24 protein-coding genes are annotated in these 20,072 nt (G+C 59.7%); 12 read left to right on the top strand and 12 right to left on the bottom strand.

Annotated elements, in window-relative coordinates:
- The first annotated feature begins 68 nt into the window (after positions 1–68).
- Positions 69–785, top strand: coding sequence for a YdcF family protein (locus AKG12_RS15790; RefSeq protein ID WP_052819540.1), 717 nt, complete (start codon positions 69–71; stop codon positions 783–785).
- A gap of 115 nt (positions 786–900) precedes the next feature.
- Positions 901–1,701 carry a lysophospholipid acyltransferase family protein gene (locus AKG12_RS15785; RefSeq protein WP_052819537.1) on the top strand — a complete coding sequence of 267 codons (801 nt, stop codon included), beginning with the start codon at positions 901–903 and terminating at the stop codon, positions 1,699–1,701.
- On the opposite strand, the gene AKG12_RS15780 is transcribed toward AKG12_RS15785, so the two are convergent.
- Positions 1,671–2,225 carry a gamma-glutamylcyclotransferase gene (locus tag AKG12_RS15780; RefSeq protein ID WP_052819535.1) on the bottom strand — a complete coding sequence of 185 codons (555 nt, stop codon included), beginning with the start codon at positions 2,223–2,225 and terminating at the stop codon, positions 1,671–1,673. The genes AKG12_RS15785 and AKG12_RS15780 overlap by 31 nt on opposite strands.
- A gap of 49 nt (positions 2,226–2,274) precedes the next feature.
- On the opposite strand from AKG12_RS15780, the gene AKG12_RS15775 reads away from it, so the two are divergent.
- On the top strand, positions 2,275–3,276 hold the full coding sequence (locus AKG12_RS15775; RefSeq protein ID WP_052819532.1) for a DUF2125 domain-containing protein: 1,002 nt from the start codon (positions 2,275–2,277) through the stop codon (positions 3,274–3,276).
- On the opposite strand, the gene AKG12_RS15770 is transcribed toward AKG12_RS15775, so the two are convergent.
- The 4 genes from AKG12_RS15770 to AKG12_RS15755 all read right to left on the bottom strand — a co-directional run bounded on the left by AKG12_RS15770 (position 3,273) and on the right by AKG12_RS15755 (position 6,583).
- Positions 3,273–3,692: a GNAT family N-acetyltransferase gene (locus AKG12_RS15770; RefSeq protein WP_052819530.1), complete on the bottom strand. Its 420-nt coding sequence runs from the start codon at positions 3,690–3,692 to the stop codon at positions 3,273–3,275. The two genes, AKG12_RS15775 and AKG12_RS15770, sit on opposite strands and share 4 nt — an antisense overlap.
- Positions 3,693–3,701: 9 nt before the next feature.
- Positions 3,702–4,631, bottom strand: a complete 930-nt coding sequence (locus tag AKG12_RS15765) for a prephenate/arogenate dehydrogenase family protein (protein WP_046799837.1) — start codon at positions 4,629–4,631, stop codon at positions 3,702–3,704.
- Positions 4,631–5,737, bottom strand: coding sequence for a histidinol-phosphate transaminase (gene hisC / locus AKG12_RS15760; protein WP_052819528.1), 1,107 nt, complete (start codon positions 5,735–5,737; stop codon positions 4,631–4,633). The genes AKG12_RS15765 and hisC overlap by 1 nt, the downstream gene beginning before the upstream one ends.
- Before the next feature lie 84 nt (positions 5,738–5,821).
- The gene (locus AKG12_RS15755; protein WP_052819525.1) at positions 5,822–6,583 is read right to left on the bottom strand and encodes a class I SAM-dependent methyltransferase; all 762 of its coding nucleotides are present in this window, start codon (positions 6,581–6,583) and stop codon (positions 5,822–5,824) included.
- Positions 6,584–6,702: 119 nt separating this feature from the next.
- Here AKG12_RS15755 and gloB point away from each other — a divergent pair, with 119 nt between their 5' ends.
- Both gloB and AKG12_RS15745 read left to right on the top strand, forming a co-directional pair.
- Complete coding sequence (gene gloB / locus AKG12_RS15750) at positions 6,703–7,473, top strand: hydroxyacylglutathione hydrolase (RefSeq protein WP_046800024.1); 771 nt, start codon at positions 6,703–6,705, stop codon at positions 7,471–7,473.
- Positions 7,473–7,913: a cupin domain-containing protein gene (locus AKG12_RS15745; RefSeq protein ID WP_052819523.1), complete on the top strand. Its 441-nt coding sequence runs from the start codon at positions 7,473–7,475 to the stop codon at positions 7,911–7,913. Before gloB ends, AKG12_RS15745 begins: the two co-directional genes overlap by 1 nt.
- 172 nt (positions 7,914–8,085) lie before the next feature.
- Here AKG12_RS15745 and AKG12_RS15740 read toward each other — a convergent pair whose 3' ends face one another.
- Positions 8,086–8,859, bottom strand: a complete 774-nt coding sequence (locus tag AKG12_RS15740; RefSeq protein WP_046799841.1) for a DUF3108 domain-containing protein — start codon at positions 8,857–8,859, stop codon at positions 8,086–8,088.
- A 252-nt stretch (positions 8,860–9,111) separates the two neighbouring features.
- Here AKG12_RS15740 and rpmB point away from each other — a divergent pair, with 252 nt between their 5' ends.
- The 3 genes from rpmB to AKG12_RS15725 all read left to right on the top strand — a co-directional run bounded on the left by rpmB (position 9,112) and on the right by AKG12_RS15725 (position 10,601).
- On the top strand, positions 9,112–9,402 hold the full coding sequence (gene rpmB / locus AKG12_RS15735; RefSeq protein WP_003509888.1) for a 50S ribosomal protein L28: 291 nt from the start codon (positions 9,112–9,114) through the stop codon (positions 9,400–9,402).
- Between the two features lie 111 nt (positions 9,403–9,513).
- Positions 9,514–10,152 (top strand): queuosine precursor transporter, encoded by a 639-nt coding sequence (locus AKG12_RS15730; protein WP_046799842.1) that lies wholly within the window; start codon positions 9,514–9,516, stop codon positions 10,150–10,152.
- A gap of 113 nt (positions 10,153–10,265) precedes the next feature.
- Positions 10,266–10,601, top strand: a complete 336-nt coding sequence (locus AKG12_RS15725) for a pentapeptide repeat-containing protein (RefSeq protein WP_052819521.1) — start codon at positions 10,266–10,268, stop codon at positions 10,599–10,601.
- A gap of 3 nt (positions 10,602–10,604) precedes the next feature.
- Here the strand turns inward: AKG12_RS15725 and AKG12_RS15720 are convergent, their stop codons facing one another.
- From AKG12_RS15720 to AKG12_RS15705, 4 genes are all read right to left on the bottom strand, one after another.
- Positions 10,605–11,582 carry an esterase-like activity of phytase family protein gene (locus AKG12_RS15720; RefSeq protein ID WP_052819518.1) on the bottom strand — a complete coding sequence of 326 codons (978 nt, stop codon included), beginning with the start codon at positions 11,580–11,582 and terminating at the stop codon, positions 10,605–10,607.
- Positions 11,583–11,619: 37 nt separating this feature from the next.
- A complete protein-coding gene (cobT, locus tag AKG12_RS15715) occupies positions 11,620–13,524 on the bottom strand; it encodes a cobaltochelatase subunit CobT (protein ID WP_052819516.1) in 1,905 nt (634 codons plus the stop codon).
- Positions 13,525–13,629: 105 nt separating this feature from the next.
- The gene (cobS, locus tag AKG12_RS15710) at positions 13,630–14,619 is read right to left on the bottom strand and encodes a cobaltochelatase subunit CobS (RefSeq protein ID WP_003509875.1); all 990 of its coding nucleotides are present in this window, start codon (positions 14,617–14,619) and stop codon (positions 13,630–13,632) included.
- A gap of 68 nt (positions 14,620–14,687) precedes the next feature.
- Positions 14,688–15,323 carry a J domain-containing protein gene (locus AKG12_RS15705; RefSeq protein ID WP_052819691.1) on the bottom strand — a complete coding sequence of 212 codons (636 nt, stop codon included), beginning with the start codon at positions 15,321–15,323 and terminating at the stop codon, positions 14,688–14,690.
- 114 nt (positions 15,324–15,437) lie between these two features.
- Between AKG12_RS15705 and AKG12_RS15700 the strand changes: the two genes are divergently transcribed.
- On the top strand, positions 15,438–15,719 hold the full coding sequence (locus AKG12_RS15700) for a BolA family protein (RefSeq protein WP_052819513.1): 282 nt from the start codon (positions 15,438–15,440) through the stop codon (positions 15,717–15,719).
- A 193-nt stretch (positions 15,720–15,912) separates the two neighbouring features.
- On the opposite strand, the gene aroB is transcribed toward AKG12_RS15700, so the two are convergent.
- Together aroB and AKG12_RS15690 are read right to left on the bottom strand one after the other, a co-directional pair.
- Positions 15,913–17,070, bottom strand: coding sequence for a 3-dehydroquinate synthase (gene aroB / locus AKG12_RS15695; protein ID WP_052819512.1), 1,158 nt, complete (start codon positions 17,068–17,070; stop codon positions 15,913–15,915).
- 5 nt (positions 17,071–17,075) lie between these two features.
- The gene (locus tag AKG12_RS15690) at positions 17,076–17,657 is read right to left on the bottom strand and encodes a shikimate kinase (RefSeq protein WP_046799848.1); all 582 of its coding nucleotides are present in this window, start codon (positions 17,655–17,657) and stop codon (positions 17,076–17,078) included.
- A 188-nt stretch (positions 17,658–17,845) separates the two neighbouring features.
- Between AKG12_RS15690 and AKG12_RS15685 the strand changes: the two genes are divergently transcribed.
- From AKG12_RS15685 to AKG12_RS15675, 3 genes are all read left to right on the top strand, one after another.
- Entirely contained in the window at positions 17,846–18,019 is a 174-nt protein-coding gene (locus AKG12_RS15685; RefSeq protein WP_052819510.1) for a hypothetical protein, read from the top strand.
- Complete coding sequence (xerD, locus tag AKG12_RS15680) at positions 18,016–18,999, top strand: site-specific tyrosine recombinase XerD (RefSeq protein WP_052819507.1); 984 nt, start codon at positions 18,016–18,018, stop codon at positions 18,997–18,999. The genes AKG12_RS15685 and xerD overlap by 4 nt, the downstream gene beginning before the upstream one ends.
- 62 nt (positions 19,000–19,061) lie before the next feature.
- Positions 19,062–20,015 carry an acetyl-CoA carboxylase carboxyltransferase subunit alpha gene (locus tag AKG12_RS15675; protein WP_046799851.1) on the top strand — a complete coding sequence of 318 codons (954 nt, stop codon included), beginning with the start codon at positions 19,062–19,064 and terminating at the stop codon, positions 20,013–20,015.
- The last annotated feature ends 57 nt before the right edge of the window (positions 20,016–20,072 follow it).

Genomic DNA, 20,072 nt, shown 5'->3' with positions numbered 1-20,072 from the left:
ACGGTGGACAAAAATGCCTGTTCCTTGCCTTAATCGGCGAGTATTCAGGAGGAATGTTTGTGAGTCGGATGGACCAGGATCAGACGACCACGCGACCGGCCAGAAAGGGCCTGTTGTCGCGGCGTGGTCCGTTGCGCCGTTTTATTCGCGGCTTTATCCTTCTTTGCGTTGTTCTTCTCGGCGTTTTTTTAGGCGGCTTCCTGTGGTTCGCTGACTCCGTCGCTTCCATGCGCCCGCCGGAGGGCACGAAGGGCGATGCCATCATCGTTCTGACCGGCGGCTATCAACGCATCGAACAGGCGGTCGGCCTGCTGCGTGATGGCGTGGGCAAACGTTTGCTGATTTCCGGCGTCAACCCGGCCACCACCCGCTCGCAGATCCGCAAGATGACGCAGGGCTCATCCGACATGTTTTCCTGCTGCGTGGATATGGGTTACAAAGCCATAGACACGATCGGCAACGCCAATGAAGCGGCAAGCTGGATACGCGATCACAACTATTCCTCGATTGTCGTCGTAACCAACAATTATCATATGCACCGCAGCCTGCATGAATTGCGCAGCGCCAGCCCGCAGACGCAATTCATTGCCTATCCCGTCATCAGCGCCGATCTTGCCCGCACGAACTGGTTCGTGGAGCCGGATGTGGTCAGAACCATGCTCTACGAATATTTAAAGTTCGTGGCCGCGGCAGGACGCGATCTGACCGGCTTCGGCAAGGGCGATGGCCTGCGCAAGGCCGCCGCTGACCATTCCACGCCGAAGGTAGCGACCGCTTCTCCATGAGCGGCAAGAAACGCGCTTGCTGCGGGGCCTTGTTTTCGTGTACGCGTCTGGCATCGGCATCCGGCATCGAGGCGCATCAACGCTTCGGAACGGCTGCGCCCCGGGAAGGCTGTTGATGCTCAAGCTGCGCTCTTTTCTTTTCAATACGCTGTTTTATCTCAACCTGATTGTCCGCATGATCGTGCTGACACCGATCTATTTCATTCTGCCGCGCAAGATCGCCTTCGAAATCCCCAAGAACTGGGCGCGGTCCAACCATTGGCTGATGAAAACCATCGTCGGCACCACCTTCGAGATCGAGGGGCTGGAGAACATCCCGGAAACCGGCTGCATCTTCGCGCCCAAACATCAATCCTTCTGGGATACTTACGCACTGCTGCCCAATCTGCCGGACCCCGTCTACATTCTGAAACGGGAATTGATGTGGATTCCGCTATTCGGCTGGTATGTGATGAAACAGCGGATGATCCCGGTCAACCGCGCCGCGCGCGGCAAGGTCATGCTGAAGGTGATGGAGCGGGCGAAAGAGGAAATGGCGGCGGGTCGCGAACTCATCATCTATCCCGAAGGCACACGCCGCCCGCCCGGCGCCGAGCCAGAGTACCGTTACGGTATCGCCCGGCTTTACCGTGATCTGCAGGTGCCGGTCATTCCCGTCGCCATGCATCCCGGCCTCTTCTGGCCACGCCGTTCGACAATGCGTTATCCCGGCCATTTCAAGGTGCGTATCCTGCCGGCCATCGAGCCGGGGCTGGATCCCGATGTGTTTTTCAAGCGATTGATCGACGTCACGGAAAAGGCGAGCGACGAGTTGCTGCTGGAAACCGCGCGCAACAATCCGCACTTGCCGTTGCCGCCAACCGCCATCAAGCGGATCGCCGAACTTCAAGGCACGGGCACGCCCTCCGCCGGCTGAACCACGAACGTGCCGACATTGGCGGCAATGCTTTCCAGCAGAGAGTCGCGAATGCCCATATCCTGTAGATGCTGCACGGTATTGAAAACGTAATCCGTGTTCGGGCCGGACCGACCCGAGGCAGTCGCGACGATGCTGGCCGCCTCGGCCACAGCAAGACCGCCGATATATTGCTCATGCGCGGGGTCGGCCACATAGGTTACGGCGCTGCCGCGCCTGCCGTCGGCAAATGCAATGGCAACCACCCGTTCCTTGTAGACATTCGTCACCAGTTCGCGCTCGCGCAGATAAGCCATGACGGAATCCTGATCCTTGCCCTGCACGCGAAATGCAACACCGAGGCAGGAGCCGCCGCGCTCCAGACCCAGCACAAGACCGGGCTTTTCCTCCGTGCCACGATAAACGCTGGAACTGATGCAAAGGGAGCGGCGATAGCCATGCAGCCGCGCCTGCTGCCTTTCCTCAAAAGCAAAGCCGGGGTTCCACATCAACGAACCGTAGCCAAAGACCCAAAAATCGTCCATATCCCAAGCCAAATCAAAATTCCCTGAAGTCTGTTCATCGGAGATCAATATGGCAGCGTCAAGCCAATCCGGCACCGCCAAAAAATTCCTCTGGCTTGCCATCGCCGTCGCGGTGGTCATCGGACTTTATACGGCCGGGTGGTTTTATGCCGCCGACAGGCTAAAGCAGACGGTGCTGAACGTCATTGCTCCCTCACAGGCGAGGAATCTCAGCGCCGAATGCGGCGATATCGCCTTCCGGGGTTATCCTTTCCGCATCGGCCTCTTCTGCTCAAAGGTGACCGTGGACGACAGCGGGAACGGCGTTTCCGCGTCTTTCGGCGAGCTTCGCTCGGCAGCACAGGTCTATAATCCCGGCCACATCGTCTGGGAACTCGATTCGCCCGCAGAAATCCGCTCCGCCCATGGCCTGACCGTTTCAGCCTCCTGGCAGAACATGCAGTCGAGCGTCGTCACCAAGCTGAAGGGCATCGACCGCAGCTCGCTCATCATCGACGGGCTGAAGGCGCAGGCGGTTTCCTCCGTCACCGGCCAGACGATCGACTTCGATGCCGTCAAGACGGAGATGCACCTGCGCCAGAACGGGGCCGATCTTGACGGCGCAATCACGCTGACCGACTCGGCCACCGTCATCAAGGACTGGCCGCAGGTTCTTCCCCGCCTCGACGCCATCGTCGATGTGACGCTCGCGGGTAAGGCGGGCATGGTGGACGGCAGCGACACGTCAGGCCTTTACGGCACAAGCGGCGAGCTTCGCCGACTGGTGGCCGATATTGGCGACGGCCGCACCATGCGCATCAGCGGCCCCTTCTCGTTTGACAATGAGGGCTATCTCTCCGGCCAGTTCAAGCTGGAGATCGAAAAGCTCGGCGCTTGGTCGGACAATGCCAAACAGGCTTTTCCACAGCTGCAATCCACCATCGATACGGCCCGCAAGCTGCTCGGCGCGCTCGCCGGCGGCGGAGACAGGGCATCCGTCGATCTCGTGGTGGATCGCGGCCGCGCCACTGTCAGCGGCTTCATTCCGCTGGGCAAGATTCCGCCGATTTAACAGAGAGCTTTTGTAAAAAACACCTCAGCGGCATCCTGAATTTTTGGAAGGTTCAGGATGCCAGCTTCTTTGTATCCATTGCGACGATGCCACGTCTGCGGTTCCTGCTCGTCCTGCTGGCTGGAGGTCATCACCAGTGAGGCACCCTGCTCACGCATCAGGGTTTCCCAAAAAACTGTAAGCGTTGCACCGACGCCATGCCCGCGAAACTCGGGAATGACGCGGATCATGTCCATGTAAGGAATCTTGCCCCAGAACATCGAGAACCGCAGAAAACCGACTAGAATCGTATCTTCTTTCGCGACGAGATATTCGCGGTGTCCGACGCAACGCCGCAACCAATCCTCACCGATCCATTTGTCTTCGCGCAGCAGCCATTCGATATCGTCATCCGTCGCCGCCGATATCAGTATCATGCCAGCGCCCTACTTCTTCTGATCCAGCGCGTGGCGGCCGAAGTCAGGCGCGTCAACATCCTGACCAGCCTGCACGATAGAGCGGCGGATGGCGCGGGTGCGGGAAAACAGCTCAAACAGCTTGTCGCCCTCGCCCCAGCGGATCGCCCTTTGCAGCGACGCAAGGTCTTCGGAAAACCGTGCGAGCATTTCAAGGATGGCATCCTTGTTGTGCAGGCAGACGTCACGCCACATGGTCGGATCGGAAGCGGCGAGACGGGTGAAATCGCGGAAACCGGAGGCGGAATATTTGATGACTTCCGATTCGGTCACCGTCTCCAGATCATCCGCCGTGCCGACGATATTGTAGGCGATGATATGCGGCAAATGCGAGACGATCGCCAAAACCTTGTCGTGATGCTCGGCATCCATTTCATCGACGCGGGAACCGAGCGCCCGCCAGAAATCCTTCAGCTTTTCCAGCGCCTTGGCATCCGTGCCCGGCAGCGGCGTGAAGATGCACCAGCGCTCACGGAAGAGACCGGCGAAACCAGCATCCGGGCCGGATTTTTCCGTACCCGCCAGCGGGTGTCCGGGAATGAAATGCACATTGTCGGGCATATGCGGGGCCATCTGGGCGATGACCGAAGCCTTGGTGGAGCCGACATCGGTCACGATGGCGCCCGGCTTCAGATGCGGCGCGATCTGCTGCGCCACGCTTTCCGAAGCACCGACCGGCACCGAGACGATGACGAGATCGGCATCCTTCACCGCCTCCGCCGCCGAGACGGTATAATCCGTGCCAAGCGCCAGCTCCTCCGCCCGTTTCAGCGTGTCTTCGCTGCGGGTGGAAATTGTCACATGGCGGGCAAGACCCAGTTCCCTGATATCGCGGGCAATAGACGAGCCGATCAGGCCGATGCCGATCAGCGCGATGCGTTCAAACATGATCTCGCCCATCACGCCTGCCCCATAAACTCGGTGAGAGCAGCGATGACGCCGAGATTGGCCTCTTCCGAGCCGACCGTCATTCTCAGCGCATTCGGGAAGCCGTAACCACGCACCGCGCGCAGAATGTAACCGCGGCGGCTCAGGAACTCATCCGCATCCGTTGCCCGCTTGCCATCCTGATCCGGGAAATGGATGAGAATGAAGTTGGTGACCGAAGGCGTGACGGTGAGGCCGAGACCGGTGAAGGTAGTGACCAGCTTTTCCATCCACAGGGCATTATGCGCCACGGCCTTTTCAACGAAGGCCTGATCGCGGATTGCAGCGGCACCGGCAGCGATGGCCGGCGCGCTCATGTTGAACGGGCCTCGAACGCGGTTCAGCGCATCGATGACGGCGGCCGGACCATACATCCAGCCGACACGCAGCGCGGCCAGACCGTAAACCTTGGAGAAGGTGCGGGTCATCACCACGTTTCGGTTGCCGGAAACCAGCTCCAGCCCGGCTTCGTAATCATTTTTGCGCACATATTCGGCGTAAGCAGCATCCAGCACCAGCACGACATGTTTCGGCAGGCCGGACTGAAGACGACGGATTTCCGCAACCGGAACATAGGTGCCGGTAGGGTTGCCCGGATTGGCGACGAAAACCATCTTGGTCTTCGGCGTCACGGCGGCGAGGATCGCATCCACATCCACCGCGCAATCCTTTTCCTTCACCGTCATCGGGGTCGCGCCCGCACCCATGATCTGGATCTTGTAGACGAGGAAACCATGCTCGGTGATGATCGCCTCATCTCCGGCACCCAGATAGACATGGCACAGCAGGCCGAGCAGCTCGTCCGAACCGTTGCCGCACAGGATATTCGCGATGTTGAGACCATGCACATCGGCAATCGCCTGACGCAGCGCGATAGCCTGACCGTCCGGATAGATTTCCAGATGGCTGGCGGCTGTACCGAAGGCCTCGATCGCCTTCGGGCTTGGCCCAAGCGGCGTTTCATTGGAGGAGAGCTTATAAACCTTCGCAACGCCGTCCACATGTTCCTTGCCGGGAACATAAGCGGCGATATCCAGAATACCCGGACGCGGAACAGGTTGGTTAAGCTCTGCACTCATTTGATCGACCTTTGGAAAAACGCCGGAGAACCCGGCAAAAGCAATGCCGGAGGCATTAGACCGGAATGGCCGTTTTGTCGAGGGTCAGCGCGGCTTTACTTGGCTTGCGGCAGTGCGGGTGGTGGGCACCCCCTGCGGGGCGAGAACCGGCACAAAAACCCGGCGCGAGGCGCGCTGGGTGACGGGCAGTCCTTGGTAGAGACGTTTCTGGGCTTCCACCACGATGACGCCGGAAAAAAGCGGCCACAGCCGGCGGCCGGTATGTTCGAGATAACGGCGGAATTTCAGCACCGGCCGGCTGGTGGTGGGCGGGAAGAACAGCGCCTCTGCGGTGGCTCCCGGCGTGAAATTGGTTTCGCGCAAAAGCGCCGTCAACTGCCCGCGCGAATAGGGTCGGCCAGAACCGAAAGGCGTATGTTCCATGCGTGCCCAGACGCCGCGTCGGTTCGGCACCACAATCACCAGACGGCCGCCCGGCGCCAGCACCCGCCAGAGTTCTTTCAGCGTTTCCCGCGGGTTTTCGGCAAATTCCAGCGCATGCACCATCAGAACCCGGTCTATCGACGAATCGGGAAGCGGCAGTTCCTCGTCGAACACCAGCGCCGTTGAAGACAGCTCGCCAGCCGGCCAGTTCACCGCCCCCTGCCCCGCCGGCATGAAGGCGAAAGTGCGCTCCGTATCATGGCGGAACCGCTCCAGAAACGGCACGGCATAACCGAGGCCCACCAGCCGCTCCTCCGGCAAGGGCGGCCACAGCGTCGATAGCGCCATGGTGATCGCCTGCTCGGCCGAACGGCCAAGCGGAGAATGATAGAATTCGCGCAGATCGACGATATCGGTATTCATGGGCGAGAATGTAGCATCAGGTGGTTGGACTTCAAGGCGTCTGCCCCTACATTGGACGTCAGTTGGGAAAGTCAGGCGGGCGAATGCGCCGGTTTTGGCCGGCAAACGGAGAGGATACGATGAAACCTTTGGAAATAGACGTCTTTCTTTGCCGCAGCGATAATTTCGGAGTGCTCCTGCATGATCCCGAAAGCGGGGCGACGGCCACCATCGACGCACCGGAAGAAGGACCGATCCTGCGCGCGCTCGACGGCCACGGCTGGAAACTGACCCATATCTTCACCACCCATCACCATCAGGACCATGTGGAAGCCAATCTGGCGCTGAAGGACAAGTTCCGCTGCGAGGTATACGGCCCCTATGACGAGGCGATTGCGATCCCCGGCCTCGATCGCTCGCAGGCAGATGGTGACGAGTTCGAATTTGCCGGACGCCGCGTTCAGGTCATCGCCACACCCGGCCACACGGCGGGTCATATCTGTTATTATCTGCCGGACGACGGCCTGTTGTTTGCCGCCGATACGCTGTTTGCCATGGGTTGCGGTCGCCTGTTCGAACGCCCGGCGACGGACATGTGGCACTCCTTCCAGAAGCTGATGGCCCTGCCGGATGAGACGCGGGTCTATTTCGGCCACGAATATACGCTTTCGAATGCCCGTTTTGCACTGACCGTCGACCCTGATAATGCCGTGTTGAGCGAGCGCGCGGCGCGTGTCGAGACGGCGCGGAAGGCCAATGAGTTTACCATTCCCACCACCATCGGGCTCGAAAAGCAGACAAATCCCTATATGCGCGTGGCGGATGCTGGCATTCGCAGACATCTCGGTCTTGAAGGGGCCGCCGATGCCGACGTCTTTGCGGAAATCCGCACGCGCAAGGACAATTTCTGATGGGCGTCGATCTGTCTGCGGAAGCGATCATTCGCGAATTGGGGCTGGAACCGCATCCGGAGGGTGGTTTTTACCACCAGACTTTTCGCGACAAGGCAGGCGGCGAGCGTGGCCATTCGACGGCGATTTATTATCTGCTGGAAAAGGGCGTGCGCTCGCACTGGCATCGGGTCACCGACGCGGTTGAGGTCTGGCACTATTATGCCGGCACGCCGATCGCGCTGCATCTTTCGCAAGACGGGCGGGAGGTGCAGACCTTCACGCTCGGCCCCGCCATTCTCGAAGGCGAGCGTCCGCAGGTGATCGTGCCGGCTAATTGCTGGCAATCGGCGGAAAGCCTCGGCGATTTCACCCTTGTCGGCTGCACGGTCTCACCGGGATTCGCCTTCTCAAGCTTCATTATGGCCGAGCCCGGCTGGTCGCCTGGGAATCCCCTATAACCCGCAACGACGGCCTATAGAGTGAGCGGTTGCCGCTTGCTTCTTCTCCCCACCGGGGAGAAGGGCGCGGCAGCGGGATGAGGGGCGCCGCCAGAGATATTCGGAGAGGGTACCCCCTCATCCGACCCTTCGGGCCACCTTCGGGCGTCAGCCATCCCGACATGAGCCGTAATCAGCCGCCGTATTTCGTGGCCGTAATATACACCTGACCCACCCGCGTCGGAATGATCGCATAAACCGGCGCATAGACATCCATATTGTTTGACTTGGCGAACCAAATCTCCATCGAGATGGATTTCAGATATTCTATATCCTTGCGCCCCTGCCGGTAGCCCGACTTCGGCACATAACGCGCCTTGCAGACGATGGCGTCACCGTTAAAGCCGTTGGTCTTGAACGGCTTGGTGCCACTGGAGCTCAAAACGAGGTCGAGTCGCGATTCGCCATCATAGATCGGCAGGCGCGTTGGGCAGATGCGGCCGCCTGAGGGTATGATGAGACCGGAAATCGGATCGAGAACCGAGCGCAGGTCGCGGTCCTTCACATCCACCCAATTGTCCGGTCGGGCCTTGGGTTCAGGTTTCACCGTCGTCGATGTGACATTGCCGTTGCGGTAGACGACGTCATAGGTGCGTACCCGCTTGCCATCCTTATAGACCAGCGAATATTCGTTCGCCTGCAGCCGGTGGCCACGCTTGGCCCCGGAAACCGTTGTCTTGCCGGAAATGTCCTTGAGGATGCTGGCGAGGCCAGCGGCGCTGAAGGAACCGGAGATCGAATAATTCGGTCCGTCCATGCGAGTCGAAAAACTTGCCCGCGCAATCGGCAAAATGCCCAGATTGATGCTGTATTCGCTTGTGTGGCGTGCTTCGGCGGCGAGCGAGGGGGAGACGCCCGCAAACGCCATCGTCACGGCCATAAAAATGCTTTTTCCTCTGGCAATCATTTCGATATCACCTTAAAAGAGGCGCGGAAGCGGCCTTATCGGGCGATGATATACGCTGACTTGTGGCAATAAAAAAGCGGATGCCGGTTGAAAACGCCGGAATTTCCTTTCATTTGATCGCGAGCGGCTTGACTGTTAAGTCTCGTCTGACTATAGAACCGCAACTTTCCAATCATGGCCAGTTGGATTGCCACCCCGGTTTTGCCGGTGGCGAGCCAGTGGTGAAACAGACGAAACGAAATAGGTGTACCCATGTCCCGTGTATGCGAATTGACCGGCAAGGGCGTCCAGACGGGCAACAACGTCAGCCACGCCAACAACAAGACCAAGCGCCGGTTCCTTCCGAACCTCTGCCAGGTTACGTTGATCTCCGATGCTCTCGGCCAGCGTTTCCGCCTGCGTGTTTCCGCAGCCGCTCTGCGCTCCGTTGAACACCGTGGCGGCCTCGATGCTTTCCTTCTGAAGTCCGGCGAAAACGAACTGAGCATGCGCGCTCGTCTCCTGCGCCGCCAGATCGCCAAGAAGACGGCTGAAGCTGCTTAATAGCGGTTTCGACATCATCGATATTCAGAGGGCTTGAATGGCTTTTGCCGCTCAAGCCTTTTGTTTTATTTCAGCTCAGCTCCAACTGGTGGCATCACCCAGGATAAAAAAATGCTGACCCTGCGCTATACGCTGATCTACGTTCTCCTGATGACACTCGTGGTCGTCGCTTCCAATATTCTGGTTCAGTATCCGCTCTCCGGATCGCTGCTCGGCGTCAATCTCGGCGATCTGTTGACCTGGGGTGCCTTTACCTATCCGGTCGCCTTCCTCGTCACTGACCTGACAAACCGCCAGTTTGGGCCCTCCATTGCGCGCCGCGTCGTGCTGGCCGGCTTTGTCGTTGGGGTAACGTTGTCCTTCTGGACATCCATCCCGCGCATCGCGGTCGCTTCCGGCACCGCCTATCTCATCGGCCAGCTGCTCGATATTTCTGTCTTCAACCGCCTGCGCCGCCAGCGCTGGTGGCACGCGCCGCTTGCCGGCTCGATGCTGGGTTCCGTGCTGGATACGGCGCTGTTCTTCTCCATCGCCTTTGCCGCGAGTTTTGCTTTTGTCGGCCCCAATGATGCCTTCGCCATTGAAAATGCGCCTATCCTTGGCGTCTTCACTCTCGAAGCGCCGCGCTGGATCTCCTGGGCGCTGGGCGATCTTTCGGTGAAAATCCTCGTCGGCCTCGTCATGCTTCTGCCTTACGGCGCGCTGATGAACACGCTGAAGCCCATGCCGGGCGCGGTCAAATCGAGCTGACATTATCCGCCAGCCGCATTTGAAGCTGTGCAGGCGTGCATCAAATCACGCTTGCAAACCCACAGGTGGCGTTGCAATCTGCCGCCCGTGACAAAGCACGGAGGCGGATCGGCATGCAGATCAAGGACGTTATCGACATTGTGGATGCAACGAGCGCCACGCTCTCGGGCTCCAGCTTTGATGACGTCAATCTGTCGGGAACGGTCTTCAACAATGTCAATCTGGCCGGCACACGCTTCAACGACATCAACTTTTCCGGTGCGTCATTTACGGACAGCAACATGTCCGGCTGGTCAATCGATGACGTCAATTTTACCGGATTGAAGCTGAGCAACACGAACCTGTCCGGCGCGCAGATAATGGCATGTCGAATGACCGGCATGAAGATCGACGGCATTCCGGTCGAGGATCTCCTCGCTGCTTACAAGGCGGCACAGGAGCGGGCCTGATATTCAATCCACCAGCTTGAATTCCAGCATCAGATTGCGCTGAAGAAACGAGTGGTTGTCATCGGACACGATGATGAGGCGCGTCGAGCCATCCGGCCCCTTCACCACATCCATGCCCTCCATATTGTCGATCTGGTAGGCCATGCCCGCTTCCATCAGGATCTCACCATCTACCACCGCGCCCGGACGGATATCGGCGCCGCGGATACGGCGGATGCGCATGCCGACGCCCTCGGCGAAATTGAACCGGCGTTCCAGAAGCAGCAGGTCGCCATTGGGCAGGAACGCACCGTCCGTCACGTCGAATGAGGGATGATGCGTAACGGCAAATGTGCCCTTGCGCGGGCCCTCCAGAATGGCGGCAAGAAGATTACCGTCCGTATCGATGCTTTTTTCAGCCACCACGACCAGAGCGCCGGCAAGCGGCGAATCGGCCGGCGATACTGCGAGAGCCTCCATGCCGCCATTATGGCGCAGCTCGTTACTGGGAATGAGATATGGCAGGCGGTCGAGCGGCTTTGAGGTAGCAAAACCCGGATCGGGATAGATATCGATCCTGTGGCGCTGCTCGTAGCTGACGAACACCTTGCCGTCGCGCAGCGCCAGCCCTTCCGCATCCATTTCCATCTTGCGCGGCGGTTCGCGGCCGCTCATGTCCAGCATGGGGGTGATGCGGACATCGGCAAGCCCGGACAGCGCGCCAGCAGCACCACGCGTGATCCTGCCCGTCAACCAATGGCCGGTATCCAGCACCGCCACGAAATCCTCGCCATTGGGGCGGAAACGGATGGAGGATATCGCCCCGAACAGCTTTTCCGGCGCGCTCATCACCATGCCGCCGATAAATTCCAGCTTGCCGAAACGTTTTTCGCTGGTGCCGACTTCGAAAGAGGAGAGCAGACGCACGCCTACCGGCACATCGATGGTGGAAGCACCGATGGAAACCGGACATAGCGATATGGCCGCCAGAATGGCGGCCATCGCAAGCGTTTTGCAGGCGGAAGAAGCCCGGCCCCGCTTATCCCGCACGGCGAACCCTGCGGGACGAACCGGAGGCGCTGCTCGTATCCTCGAAGAGCGCTGCGAGCTGCTCGGTCATCGCGCCTGCAAGCTCATCCGCATCCACGATGGTCACGGCACGGCGGTAATAACGGGTCACGTCATGGCCGATGCCGATTGCCAGCAGTTCCACCGGCGAGCGCGTTTCGATCTGCTCGATGACCGCACGCAGGTGTCGCTCCAGATAGTTGCCCGGATTGACCGACAGGGTCGAATCATCCACTGGCGCACCGTCGGAGATCATCATCATGATCTTGCGCTGCTCGGGGCGGCCGATCAGGCGGTTATGCGCCCACATCAGCGCTTCACCGTCGATATTTTCCTTCAGAAGGCCTTCACGCATCATCAGGCCGAGATTGCGCCGTGCGCGCCGCCACGGGGCATCCGCGGACTTGTAGACGATGTGGCGCAGATCATTGAGGCGACCCGGCGAAGCGGGCTTGCCATTGGCCAGCCACTGTTCGCGCGACTGCCCACCTTTCCACGCCTTGGTGGTGAAGCCCAGAATTTCGACCTTGACGCCCGAGCGCTCCAGCGTACGTGCCAGAATGTCGGCGCAGGTGGCTGCAACCGTGATCGGACGACCGCGCATAGAGCCGGAATTGTCGATGACGAGCGAAACGACGGTATCGCGGAATTTGGTGTCGCGTTCCTTCTTGAAGGAGAGCGGCTGCATGGGATCGATGATGAGCCTGACCAGACGGGCCGGATCGAGATAACCCTCTTCCAGATCGAAATCCCAGGAACGGTTCTGCTGCGCCATCAGGCGGCGCTGCAGCCGGTTCGCCAGCCGTCCCACCGCACCCTGAAGATGGGCGAGCTGCTTGTCGAGAAAAGCGCGCAGCCGGTCAAGCTCGGCCTCGTCACACAGTTCCTCGGCGCGGATTTCCTCGTCGAATTCCTCGGTAAAGATGCGGTAGTCGACCTTCTCGTTGAAATCATCGAAAGGGCTGTTGGGGCGGCGGGTCTCGCCGGGCGTTTCGGAATCCTCGTCGAGATCGTCGGACATTTCTTCGTCCGACATCTCGGCACCGTCCATCTCGCCTTCTTCCATTTCCTCCTGCGAGGCCTCGTTTTCATCGGCGGGCGTCGCATCGGAGCCGGCCTCTTCCTCGACCTGCTCTTCCTCGGTCTCGTTGGTGCGCGGCTGATCCTCGTTGGATTCCGCTTCCTGGCTTTCCGGCTCGTTATCCTCGTCGCCGAAATCTTCCGCCATCTGCATGGAGGTCAACATCTTGCGCACCAGCCGCGAAAACGCCTTCTGGTCGGTAATGACGCGGGAAAGATCGTTGAGGTCGCCTGCGGCCTTGTCTTCGATGAAGTCGCGCCAGAGATCGAGAACCTTGCCGGCGCTCGCCGGCGGCTTTTCGCCGGTCAGTTTCTCGCGCACCAGAAGTGCCACAGCCTCGGCTAGCGGTGCATCATCCTTATTGTTGATGCCGGAAAAATTGGCCTTGGCGTATTTTTCCGTATTCATGGCCTTGATATTGGAGGCCATGCCCGGCATGCGCAGCGCGCCGATGGATTCCACCCGCGCCTGTTCGACGGCATCAAAAACCAACTGCGCTTCGGCGCCCTGCGGTGACATCGCCGCATGGGTATCCGCATCATGGCAGGCGAGACGCAGCGCCATGGAATCACCGAGACCACGCGTGATGGCGATCTCCTGCGCCGTGGGTTTCTTGGAGATTTCCGGCAGGCGCATGCGCTCACCGGCAAGGCCTGGCCGCTCATTGGCGAAGACGACCTCAACCTCGGCGTCACCGGCAACGGATCGCACGCACCCGGCAATCGCCTGACGCAACGGCTCCGTATCAACCGCCGTACCCGGTTTCGCTCTGGAATTGTCGCCGCGCCCTGCCATAGTCTTTCCTGTCAGTTGCCGACGCCTGCGGCCCACCCATCAGAGGATGCGCAGCCGCCGGCGTCTTCAAGTCATCGGTGATCTTCTCCGGAAAACCGGGGACGATCAGGCGCTGAGAACGATGTTCGCGGCGCTTTCTTTGAGCTCAACGCCGAAAGCGCGCTGATACTGCTCGGCTACCAGGGTACGCTCAAGCTCGTCGCACTTGTTGAGGAAGGTCACGCGGAAGGCAAAGGCGAGATCGCCGAAAATTTCCGCATTTTCCGCCCAGGTGATGACGGTACGCGGGCTCATGACCGTGGAAAGGTCACCATTGACGAAGGCCGAACGGGTAAGGTCTGCCACGCGCACCATCTTGGAGACGGTTTCGCGGCCCTTCGGATTGTCGAGGCTCTTCACCTTGGCGGCGATGATGTTCACTTCCTGCTCGTGCGGCAGGTAGTTCAGCGTGGTGACGATGGACCAGCGGTCCATCTGCGCCTGATTGATCTGCTGGGTGCCGTGGTAGAGGCCGGTCGTATCACCGAGGCCAACCGTGTTGGCCGTTGCGAAAATGCGGAAAGCCGGGTGAGGACGGATGACACGGCTCTGGTCGAGCAGGGTCAGGCGGCCGGAGGATTCCAGCACGCGCTGGATAACGAACATCACGTCCGGGCGGCCGGCATCATATTCGTCGAAGACCAGCGCGACATTGTGCTGATAGGCCCAGGGGAGAATGCCGTCCTTGAATTCGGTAACCTGCTTGCCGTCCTTCAGGACGATGGCGTCCTTGCCGACGAGATCGATACGGCTGACATGGCTGTCGAGGTTGACGCGCACGCAGGGCCAGTTCAGGCGGGCAGCCACCTGCTCGATATGGGTGGACTTGCCGGTGCCGTGGAAACCGGAAACCATGACACGTCGGTTGTGAGCAAAACCGGCAAGGATCGCAAGCGTCGTGTCGCGGTCGAAAAGATAGTCGGGATCGAGGTCAGGCACATAGGCGTCGCCCTGGGAATAGGCGGGAACCCGCAGATCCGTATCAATGCCGAAAACCTCCCGCACGGACACCGTCGTGTCGGGCAGGTTGGAAATATCAAGGTCGATTTTGCTCATCACGTCTCCAAGGCGGGCGGCAGCCACCCGGCCACATCATCAATCAGGCGGTAAACACGTAAGTTGGCTTAGCAGAAACCTGACTGCTTTAACAATTGATATGCTTGAACAACAGCCCGAAAACGTTCTTCCGAACCACGATCGCCACCATTAGCATCAGGATGGTGCTTTTTGACAAGCTCCTTATAGCGCCTTTTTATCTCTTCCTGCTTCGCATTGGCAGAAAGACCCAGCGTATCGAAGGCTTTTGCCTCCAGCGTCTTCAGCTTGCGGTCCTGCTGCATGCGCTGTCCACCGGCCTTTGCGCCGCCCGCAAAACCGCCGGCGAAGCCGAAGGGATCGCGAATGCGGGCATTGCCGCTCGCGGCGCCGGATCGAAGTGTCGAATGCAAAGGGCTGTCGCGCGCCGTCTTGTTGACGCCCACCGTCCAGGTCGGACGATGACCGGTGATCGCCTCCTTCTGGTAACGGGCGATTTCGCCGTCCGACAGGCCGGAGAAGTAGTTATAGCCCTTGTTGTATTCCTTCACATGCTCAAAACAGAACAGGAAGAATTGCCCCTCGGCATTGCGGCCGACAGGTGCGCGGTGAACGCCCGGTTTATCGCATCCGTCCCACTGGCAGGTAGGAGCCTGAACCTCAGGTTCCCGCTCCCTTTTCCGGCGCGTGCGGATGCGGTCGAAATATTTCGAATCCAGTTTCATGATGCCCTGATTATGGAGTGCGAAAAGCCGCACAACAAGAATTGACAAAGCGGAATGTTGCTGGCTTTTAGGTAACCCCCTTCAAGACCAGCCAACAGGAATGGAGCCCTTCGCATGTCCCTGCGAGAACGTATAGAAACGAAGCTCCGTGAGAGCTTTTCACCAGAGCGCCTGAAAGTCGTCGATGAAAGCCAGATGCATGCGGGCCACCAGCCGGATATAACCGGTACGGGCGAGACACATATGCGTGTTCAGATAGTGTCGGAAAGCTTCTCCGGCAAGTCTCGCGTCGAACGCCACCGGGCGATCAATGCTGTTTTGAAGCCGGAACTCGACGCGGGGCTGCATGCGCTCGCGATCGAGGTGGCGGCACCGGGGGAAGCGGTGCGGTTTTAGATTAACGCTGTCATCCGGGCCGAGAGCAAGCCCCCTCATCCGGCCCTTCGGGCCACCTTCTCCCCCTCGGGGAGAAGAAACCAGGCGGCAGCGCTTTGCTCAAAGCTAGGCCGCATGGCATTGCCATTGCGGCTTGTTCTTCTCCCCGCCGGGGAGAAGTGCCGTAGCGAAGCGAGGCGATGAGGGGGTACCCTCACCGTTTCTCACCATAAATCACGTAACCCGGATGCTTCTCCGACAGGAAGGATTGCACCTCCGACGACGCCACATCATCAGCCACGAAAGACTGGCCGATGCCGTGGGTGAGGATGAAGGTGAGCTTGCCGCCCTTGACCTTCTTGTCCTGCGCGATCGCCGTCATCAGCGTCTCGACCGGCGGCAACTCACCGGGAATGTCATTCATCGTTGTGGGCAGTCCAACCGCCTTCAGGTGCGCCTCGACACGGGCCGCATCGTCAGGGCTTGCGAGGTTGAGACGGGCTGAGAACTGGTGCGCCAGCACCATGCCGATCGCCACACCTTCACCGTGCACCAGCCGCTTGCTGTCGTAATTGGTCGCCGCCTCCAGCGCGTGGCCGAATGTATGGCCGAGATTGAGGAGCGCGCGCACGCCGTTTTCCTTCTCGTCGGCCACAACAACATCGGCTTTCGCCTGGCAGCTGGTCGCAATCGCCTGGATGCGGGCGGGGCCGCCGGTGCGAATTTCATCCCAGTTCTTTTCGAGCCAGAAGAAGAAATCCGGCTTGTCGATCAGGCCGTATTTCACCACTTCGGCATAACCGGCGCGGAATTCGCGCGGGCTCAGCGTATCGAGCACAGCCGTGTCCGCCAGCACCAGATCCGGCTGGTGGAAAACACCGACAAGGTTCTTGCCATGACGGCTATTGATGCCGGTCTTGCCCCCCACCGAGGAATCGACCTGCGCCAGAAGCGAGGTCGGTATCTGCACAAAACGCACGCCACGGCGCACGATGCCGGCGGCAAAACCCGCGAGATCACCGATCACGCCGCCACCGAGTGCGATAACCGCATCGTTGCGTTCCACACGTGCGGAGAGAACCGCATCGCAGACGGTGACCAGATGTTCGAAGCTCTTGGTTTTTTCACCAGCCGGCAGGGTCAGCGACACCGCCTCGATACCGTCCGTCTGCAGGCCATCCATCAGGCCTTCGAGGTAAAGCGGCGCCACATGCTCATCGGTGATGATCGCCGCTCTCCTGCCCTTCAGCCGCGCCGAAATCTCACCGCCCGCCCTGCCGATCAGTCCCGGCCCGATCAGAATATCATAGGCGCGCTCGCCGAGCGGCACATGGACAAGGCGTTCGTCGGCGTGGATTTCGGAAGGCGTCATGATGGTCAGTCTTTCTGTTCGATGCCGGCGATGGCGGCCAGCACTTCAGTCACGATGATTTCCTTGCGGACATCACGGGATTCGATGGTGAGATCAGCTCCGGCATAGATCGGGTAACGTTTCTCCATCAGCGCCGCCAATGTGGCCTTGGGATTTTCGGTCTTGAGAAGCGGACGATGATCGCGCTTGTTGACCCTTTCCCACAAAACCTCGAGATCGGCTTTAAGCCACAGCGAGATGCTGCCCCGCGTGATGTGACGTCTGGTATTGTCGTTGATGAAGGCTCCACCACCGGTGGAGATAACCTTGGGACCGCCGCGCAAAAGCCGCTTGATGACCCGTGTTTCCAGCGCCCGGAACTCTTCCTCACCATAGGTGGCGAAAAGCTCTGATATCGTCATGCGCGAGACACGCTCGATTTCCACATCCGTATCGATGAATTGGACTTTAAGCTGCTGGGCAACCATTCGGCCTATCGCGGACTTTCCAGCCCCCATCAGCCCGACAAAGACGATGTTGCGCCGTCCGAGCTTTGCCCGCGCTTGTTCCCCGAGTGTGGCCGGGACGGATAAATTCGTTTCATTCATAAATTTGAAAGCCCGTTTGGCATGGATATCTGCAAATGTTTACGAAGCGTCAAGCCAAATTGCTGACTGAATGGCGTTGAATCACAATCATCGCCGCATGCGGCACGGGGCGAAAGCCGGCTTTTTGATCTTGCCGCCGCTTTCGCCGCACCGCATATAAGTTCGACCGCCACCTTCACGGAGCCGCCATGCCCACCCTCTTCCGCTTCACGATGATACTGGCGACCATCGCGGGGCTGATCTATGGCGGCATGGTGCTGCTTGTCATGGTCGTCAAACCGCGCGACCGCGAGGTGACGGTGCGCATTCCGTCCGAACGTCTGAACCCACCGGCGGCAGAACCGGCAAGGCGCACTCCATGAGCGGACTAGCGGCAGGGCGTGACGGCGCACGGCTCGAAAGTTTTCTGGAGATGATGAGCGCCGAAAGAGGTGCTGCCGCCAACACGCTTTCCTCTTACGAACACGACCTTTCGGATCTGCGCGAATTTCTGGCCGGCCGAGGTCAGTCTTTGACCGAGGCCGCCACGCCAGACCTGTCCGCCTATCTCACTCATCTTTCCACGCAAGGCTTTGCCGCCACCTCGCAGGCTCGACGCTTGTCCTCGATGCGGCAGTTCTATCGCTTCCTCTATTCGGAGGGGCTGCGCGGCGACGATCCGACCGGCATCATTGACGCCCCCAAAAAGGGTCTCAGCCTGCCGAAGACCATGAGTGTTGCCGATGTGACGGGACTTCTCCGCATCGCAGCAGAGGAAGCAGCCACCGTCGGTCCCGGCCAGCTTGCCCGCATCCGCATGCATCTGCTGCTTGAACTGCTTTATGCCACCGGCATGCGCGTCAGCGAGCTCGTCTCCTTGCCGGTCAAGGTGCTGCGGCAGGAAGGCCGCTTCCTGATGATCCGGGGCAAGGGTAACAAGGACCGCATGGTGCTTCTGTCACGCGCCGCCATCGAGGCCATGGAAAAATACGACGCCGCCAGAAAGGCGCTCGCGCCGGAGAAAGCCAAGGCGGGGAAAAAAGCCGACACATCGGAAAGCCCGTGGCTGTTTCCTTCGAGCAGCAAGGAAGGTCATCTGCCACGGCAAGTCTTCGCCCGCGACCTCAAAGATATCGCCATTCGCGCCGGCCTCACCCCTTCGGCGGTGTCACCGCACGTCCTGCGTCATGCCTTTGCCAGCCACCTCCTGCAGAACGGCGCGGACCTGCGCGCCGTACAGGAACTGCTCGGCCATTCCGACATTTCCACGACACAAATCTATACGCATGTGCTGGAAGAACGCTTGCAAGAACTGGTACAAACACATCACCCCCTTGCCAAACAGGGCAAAAACCTTGATTAGAGCGACCGGAACCGCCGGATAATCCGGTCAAACCTTGCGCAAAACGATCGGAAACGGATCTCATGCACAATTATCTCGACTTCGAAAAACCTATCTCGGACCTTGAAGGCAAGATCATCGAGCTGAAGAAGCTTGCCGATGAAGACGAGAGCATAGACACCTCGGAGGAGATCAACCGCCTGGAATCGCGCGTCAATGATGCGATGCAGGATATCTATTCCAAGCTGAATGCCTGGCAGAAAACGCAGGTCGCGCGTCACCCGCAGCGGCCGCATTTCGTTGACTATGCCAAGGCGCTGTTCACCGATTTCACGCCGCTTGCCGGCGACCGCAAATTTTCCGAAGACGCCGCCATTCAGGCGGGCCTTGCCCGCTTCAACGGTCAGCCCGTCGCCATCATCGGCCAGGAAAAGGGTAACGACACCAAAAGCCGCCTGAAGCATAATTTCGGCAGTGCACGTCCGGAAGGTTACCGCAAGGCGATCCGCGTGCTGGAACTGGCTGACCGTTTCTCGCTGCCGGTCGTCACCCTCATCGATACCGCTGGCGCCTATCCCGGCGTTGGCGCCGAAGAACGCGGCCAGGCCGAAGCCATCGCCCGCTCGACGGAAATGTGCCTTAACGTCAAGGTGCCGATCGTATCCGTCGTCATCGGCGAAGGCGGTTCAGGCGGCGCGATCGCCATCGCCACCGGCAACCGCGTCTATATGCTTGAACATTCGATCTATTCGGTGATCTCGCCGGAAGGTGCGGCCTCCATTCTCTGGCGCGATTCGACCCGCGCCAAGGAAGCCGCAACCAACATGAAGATCACGTCCGAAGACCTGAAGTCGCTCGGCGTCATCGACGGTATCATTGCCGAACCGATCGGCGGCGCGCATCGCGACCCGGAAACCGTCATCAACGCCACCGGCGATGTGATCGCCAAGGCGCTGGCCGATCTTTCGCAGCGTTCGGGCACGCAGCTTCGCGCCGAACGCCGCCAGAAGTTCCTGGATATCGGCCGGAATCTCTAACTCCGGCCTTATTTTCCTTGAATATCGCCCCAACTCGGCCATAGTCCGGTCACATCA

The organism is Agrobacterium sp. SUL3, assembly GCF_001263295.1.
GTDB lineage: Bacteria > Pseudomonadota > Alphaproteobacteria > Rhizobiales > Rhizobiaceae > Agrobacterium > Agrobacterium tomkonis.
This window is presented reverse-complemented; position numbering and strand designations above follow the sequence as displayed.

Coding starts and splice junctions, on each gene's coding strand:
- AKG12_RS15790 (WP_052819540.1), top strand. CDS start 69: ATGGACCAGGATCAGACGACCACGCGACCGGCCAGAAAGGGCCTGTTG.
- AKG12_RS15785 (WP_052819537.1), top strand. CDS start 901: ATGCTCAAGCTGCGCTCTTTTCTTTTCAATACGCTGTTTTATCTCAAC.
- AKG12_RS15780 (WP_052819535.1), bottom strand. CDS start 2,225: ATGGACGATTTTTGGGTCTTTGGCTACGGTTCGTTGATGTGGAACCCC.
- AKG12_RS15775 (WP_052819532.1), top strand. CDS start 2,275: ATGGCAGCGTCAAGCCAATCCGGCACCGCCAAAAAATTCCTCTGGCTT.
- AKG12_RS15770 (WP_052819530.1), bottom strand. CDS start 3,692: ATGATACTGATATCGGCGGCGACGGATGACGATATCGAATGGCTGCTG.
- AKG12_RS15765 (WP_046799837.1), bottom strand. CDS start 4,631: ATGGGCGAGATCATGTTTGAACGCATCGCGCTGATCGGCATCGGCCTG.
- hisC (WP_052819528.1), bottom strand. CDS start 5,737: ATGAGTGCAGAGCTTAACCAACCTGTTCCGCGTCCGGGTATTCTGGAT.
- AKG12_RS15755 (WP_052819525.1), bottom strand. CDS start 6,583: ATGAATACCGATATCGTCGATCTGCGCGAATTCTATCATTCTCCGCTT.
- gloB (WP_046800024.1), top strand. CDS start 6,703: ATGAAACCTTTGGAAATAGACGTCTTTCTTTGCCGCAGCGATAATTTC.
- AKG12_RS15745 (WP_052819523.1), top strand. CDS start 7,473: ATGGGCGTCGATCTGTCTGCGGAAGCGATCATTCGCGAATTGGGGCTG.
- AKG12_RS15740 (WP_046799841.1), bottom strand. CDS start 8,859: ATGATTGCCAGAGGAAAAAGCATTTTTATGGCCGTGACGATGGCGTTT.
- rpmB (WP_003509888.1), top strand. CDS start 9,112: ATGTCCCGTGTATGCGAATTGACCGGCAAGGGCGTCCAGACGGGCAAC.
- AKG12_RS15730 (WP_046799842.1), top strand. CDS start 9,514: ATGCTGACCCTGCGCTATACGCTGATCTACGTTCTCCTGATGACACTC.
- AKG12_RS15725 (WP_052819521.1), top strand. CDS start 10,266: ATGCAGATCAAGGACGTTATCGACATTGTGGATGCAACGAGCGCCACG.
- AKG12_RS15720 (WP_052819518.1), bottom strand. CDS start 11,582: ATGGCCGCCATTCTGGCGGCCATATCGCTATGTCCGGTTTCCATCGGT.
- cobT (WP_052819516.1), bottom strand. CDS start 13,524: ATGGCAGGGCGCGGCGACAATTCCAGAGCGAAACCGGGTACGGCGGTT.
- cobS (WP_003509875.1), bottom strand. CDS start 14,619: ATGAGCAAAATCGACCTTGATATTTCCAACCTGCCCGACACGACGGTG.
- AKG12_RS15705 (WP_052819691.1), bottom strand. CDS start 15,323: ATGAAACTGGATTCGAAATATTTCGACCGCATCCGCACGCGCCGGAAA.
- AKG12_RS15700 (WP_052819513.1), top strand. CDS start 15,438: ATGTCCCTGCGAGAACGTATAGAAACGAAGCTCCGTGAGAGCTTTTCA.
- aroB (WP_052819512.1), bottom strand. CDS start 17,070: ATGACGCCTTCCGAAATCCACGCCGACGAACGCCTTGTCCATGTGCCG.
- AKG12_RS15690 (WP_046799848.1), bottom strand. CDS start 17,657: ATGAATGAAACGAATTTATCCGTCCCGGCCACACTCGGGGAACAAGCG.
- AKG12_RS15685 (WP_052819510.1), top strand. CDS start 17,846: ATGCCCACCCTCTTCCGCTTCACGATGATACTGGCGACCATCGCGGGG.
- xerD (WP_052819507.1), top strand. CDS start 18,016: ATGAGCGGACTAGCGGCAGGGCGTGACGGCGCACGGCTCGAAAGTTTT.
- AKG12_RS15675 (WP_046799851.1), top strand. CDS start 19,062: ATGCACAATTATCTCGACTTCGAAAAACCTATCTCGGACCTTGAAGGC.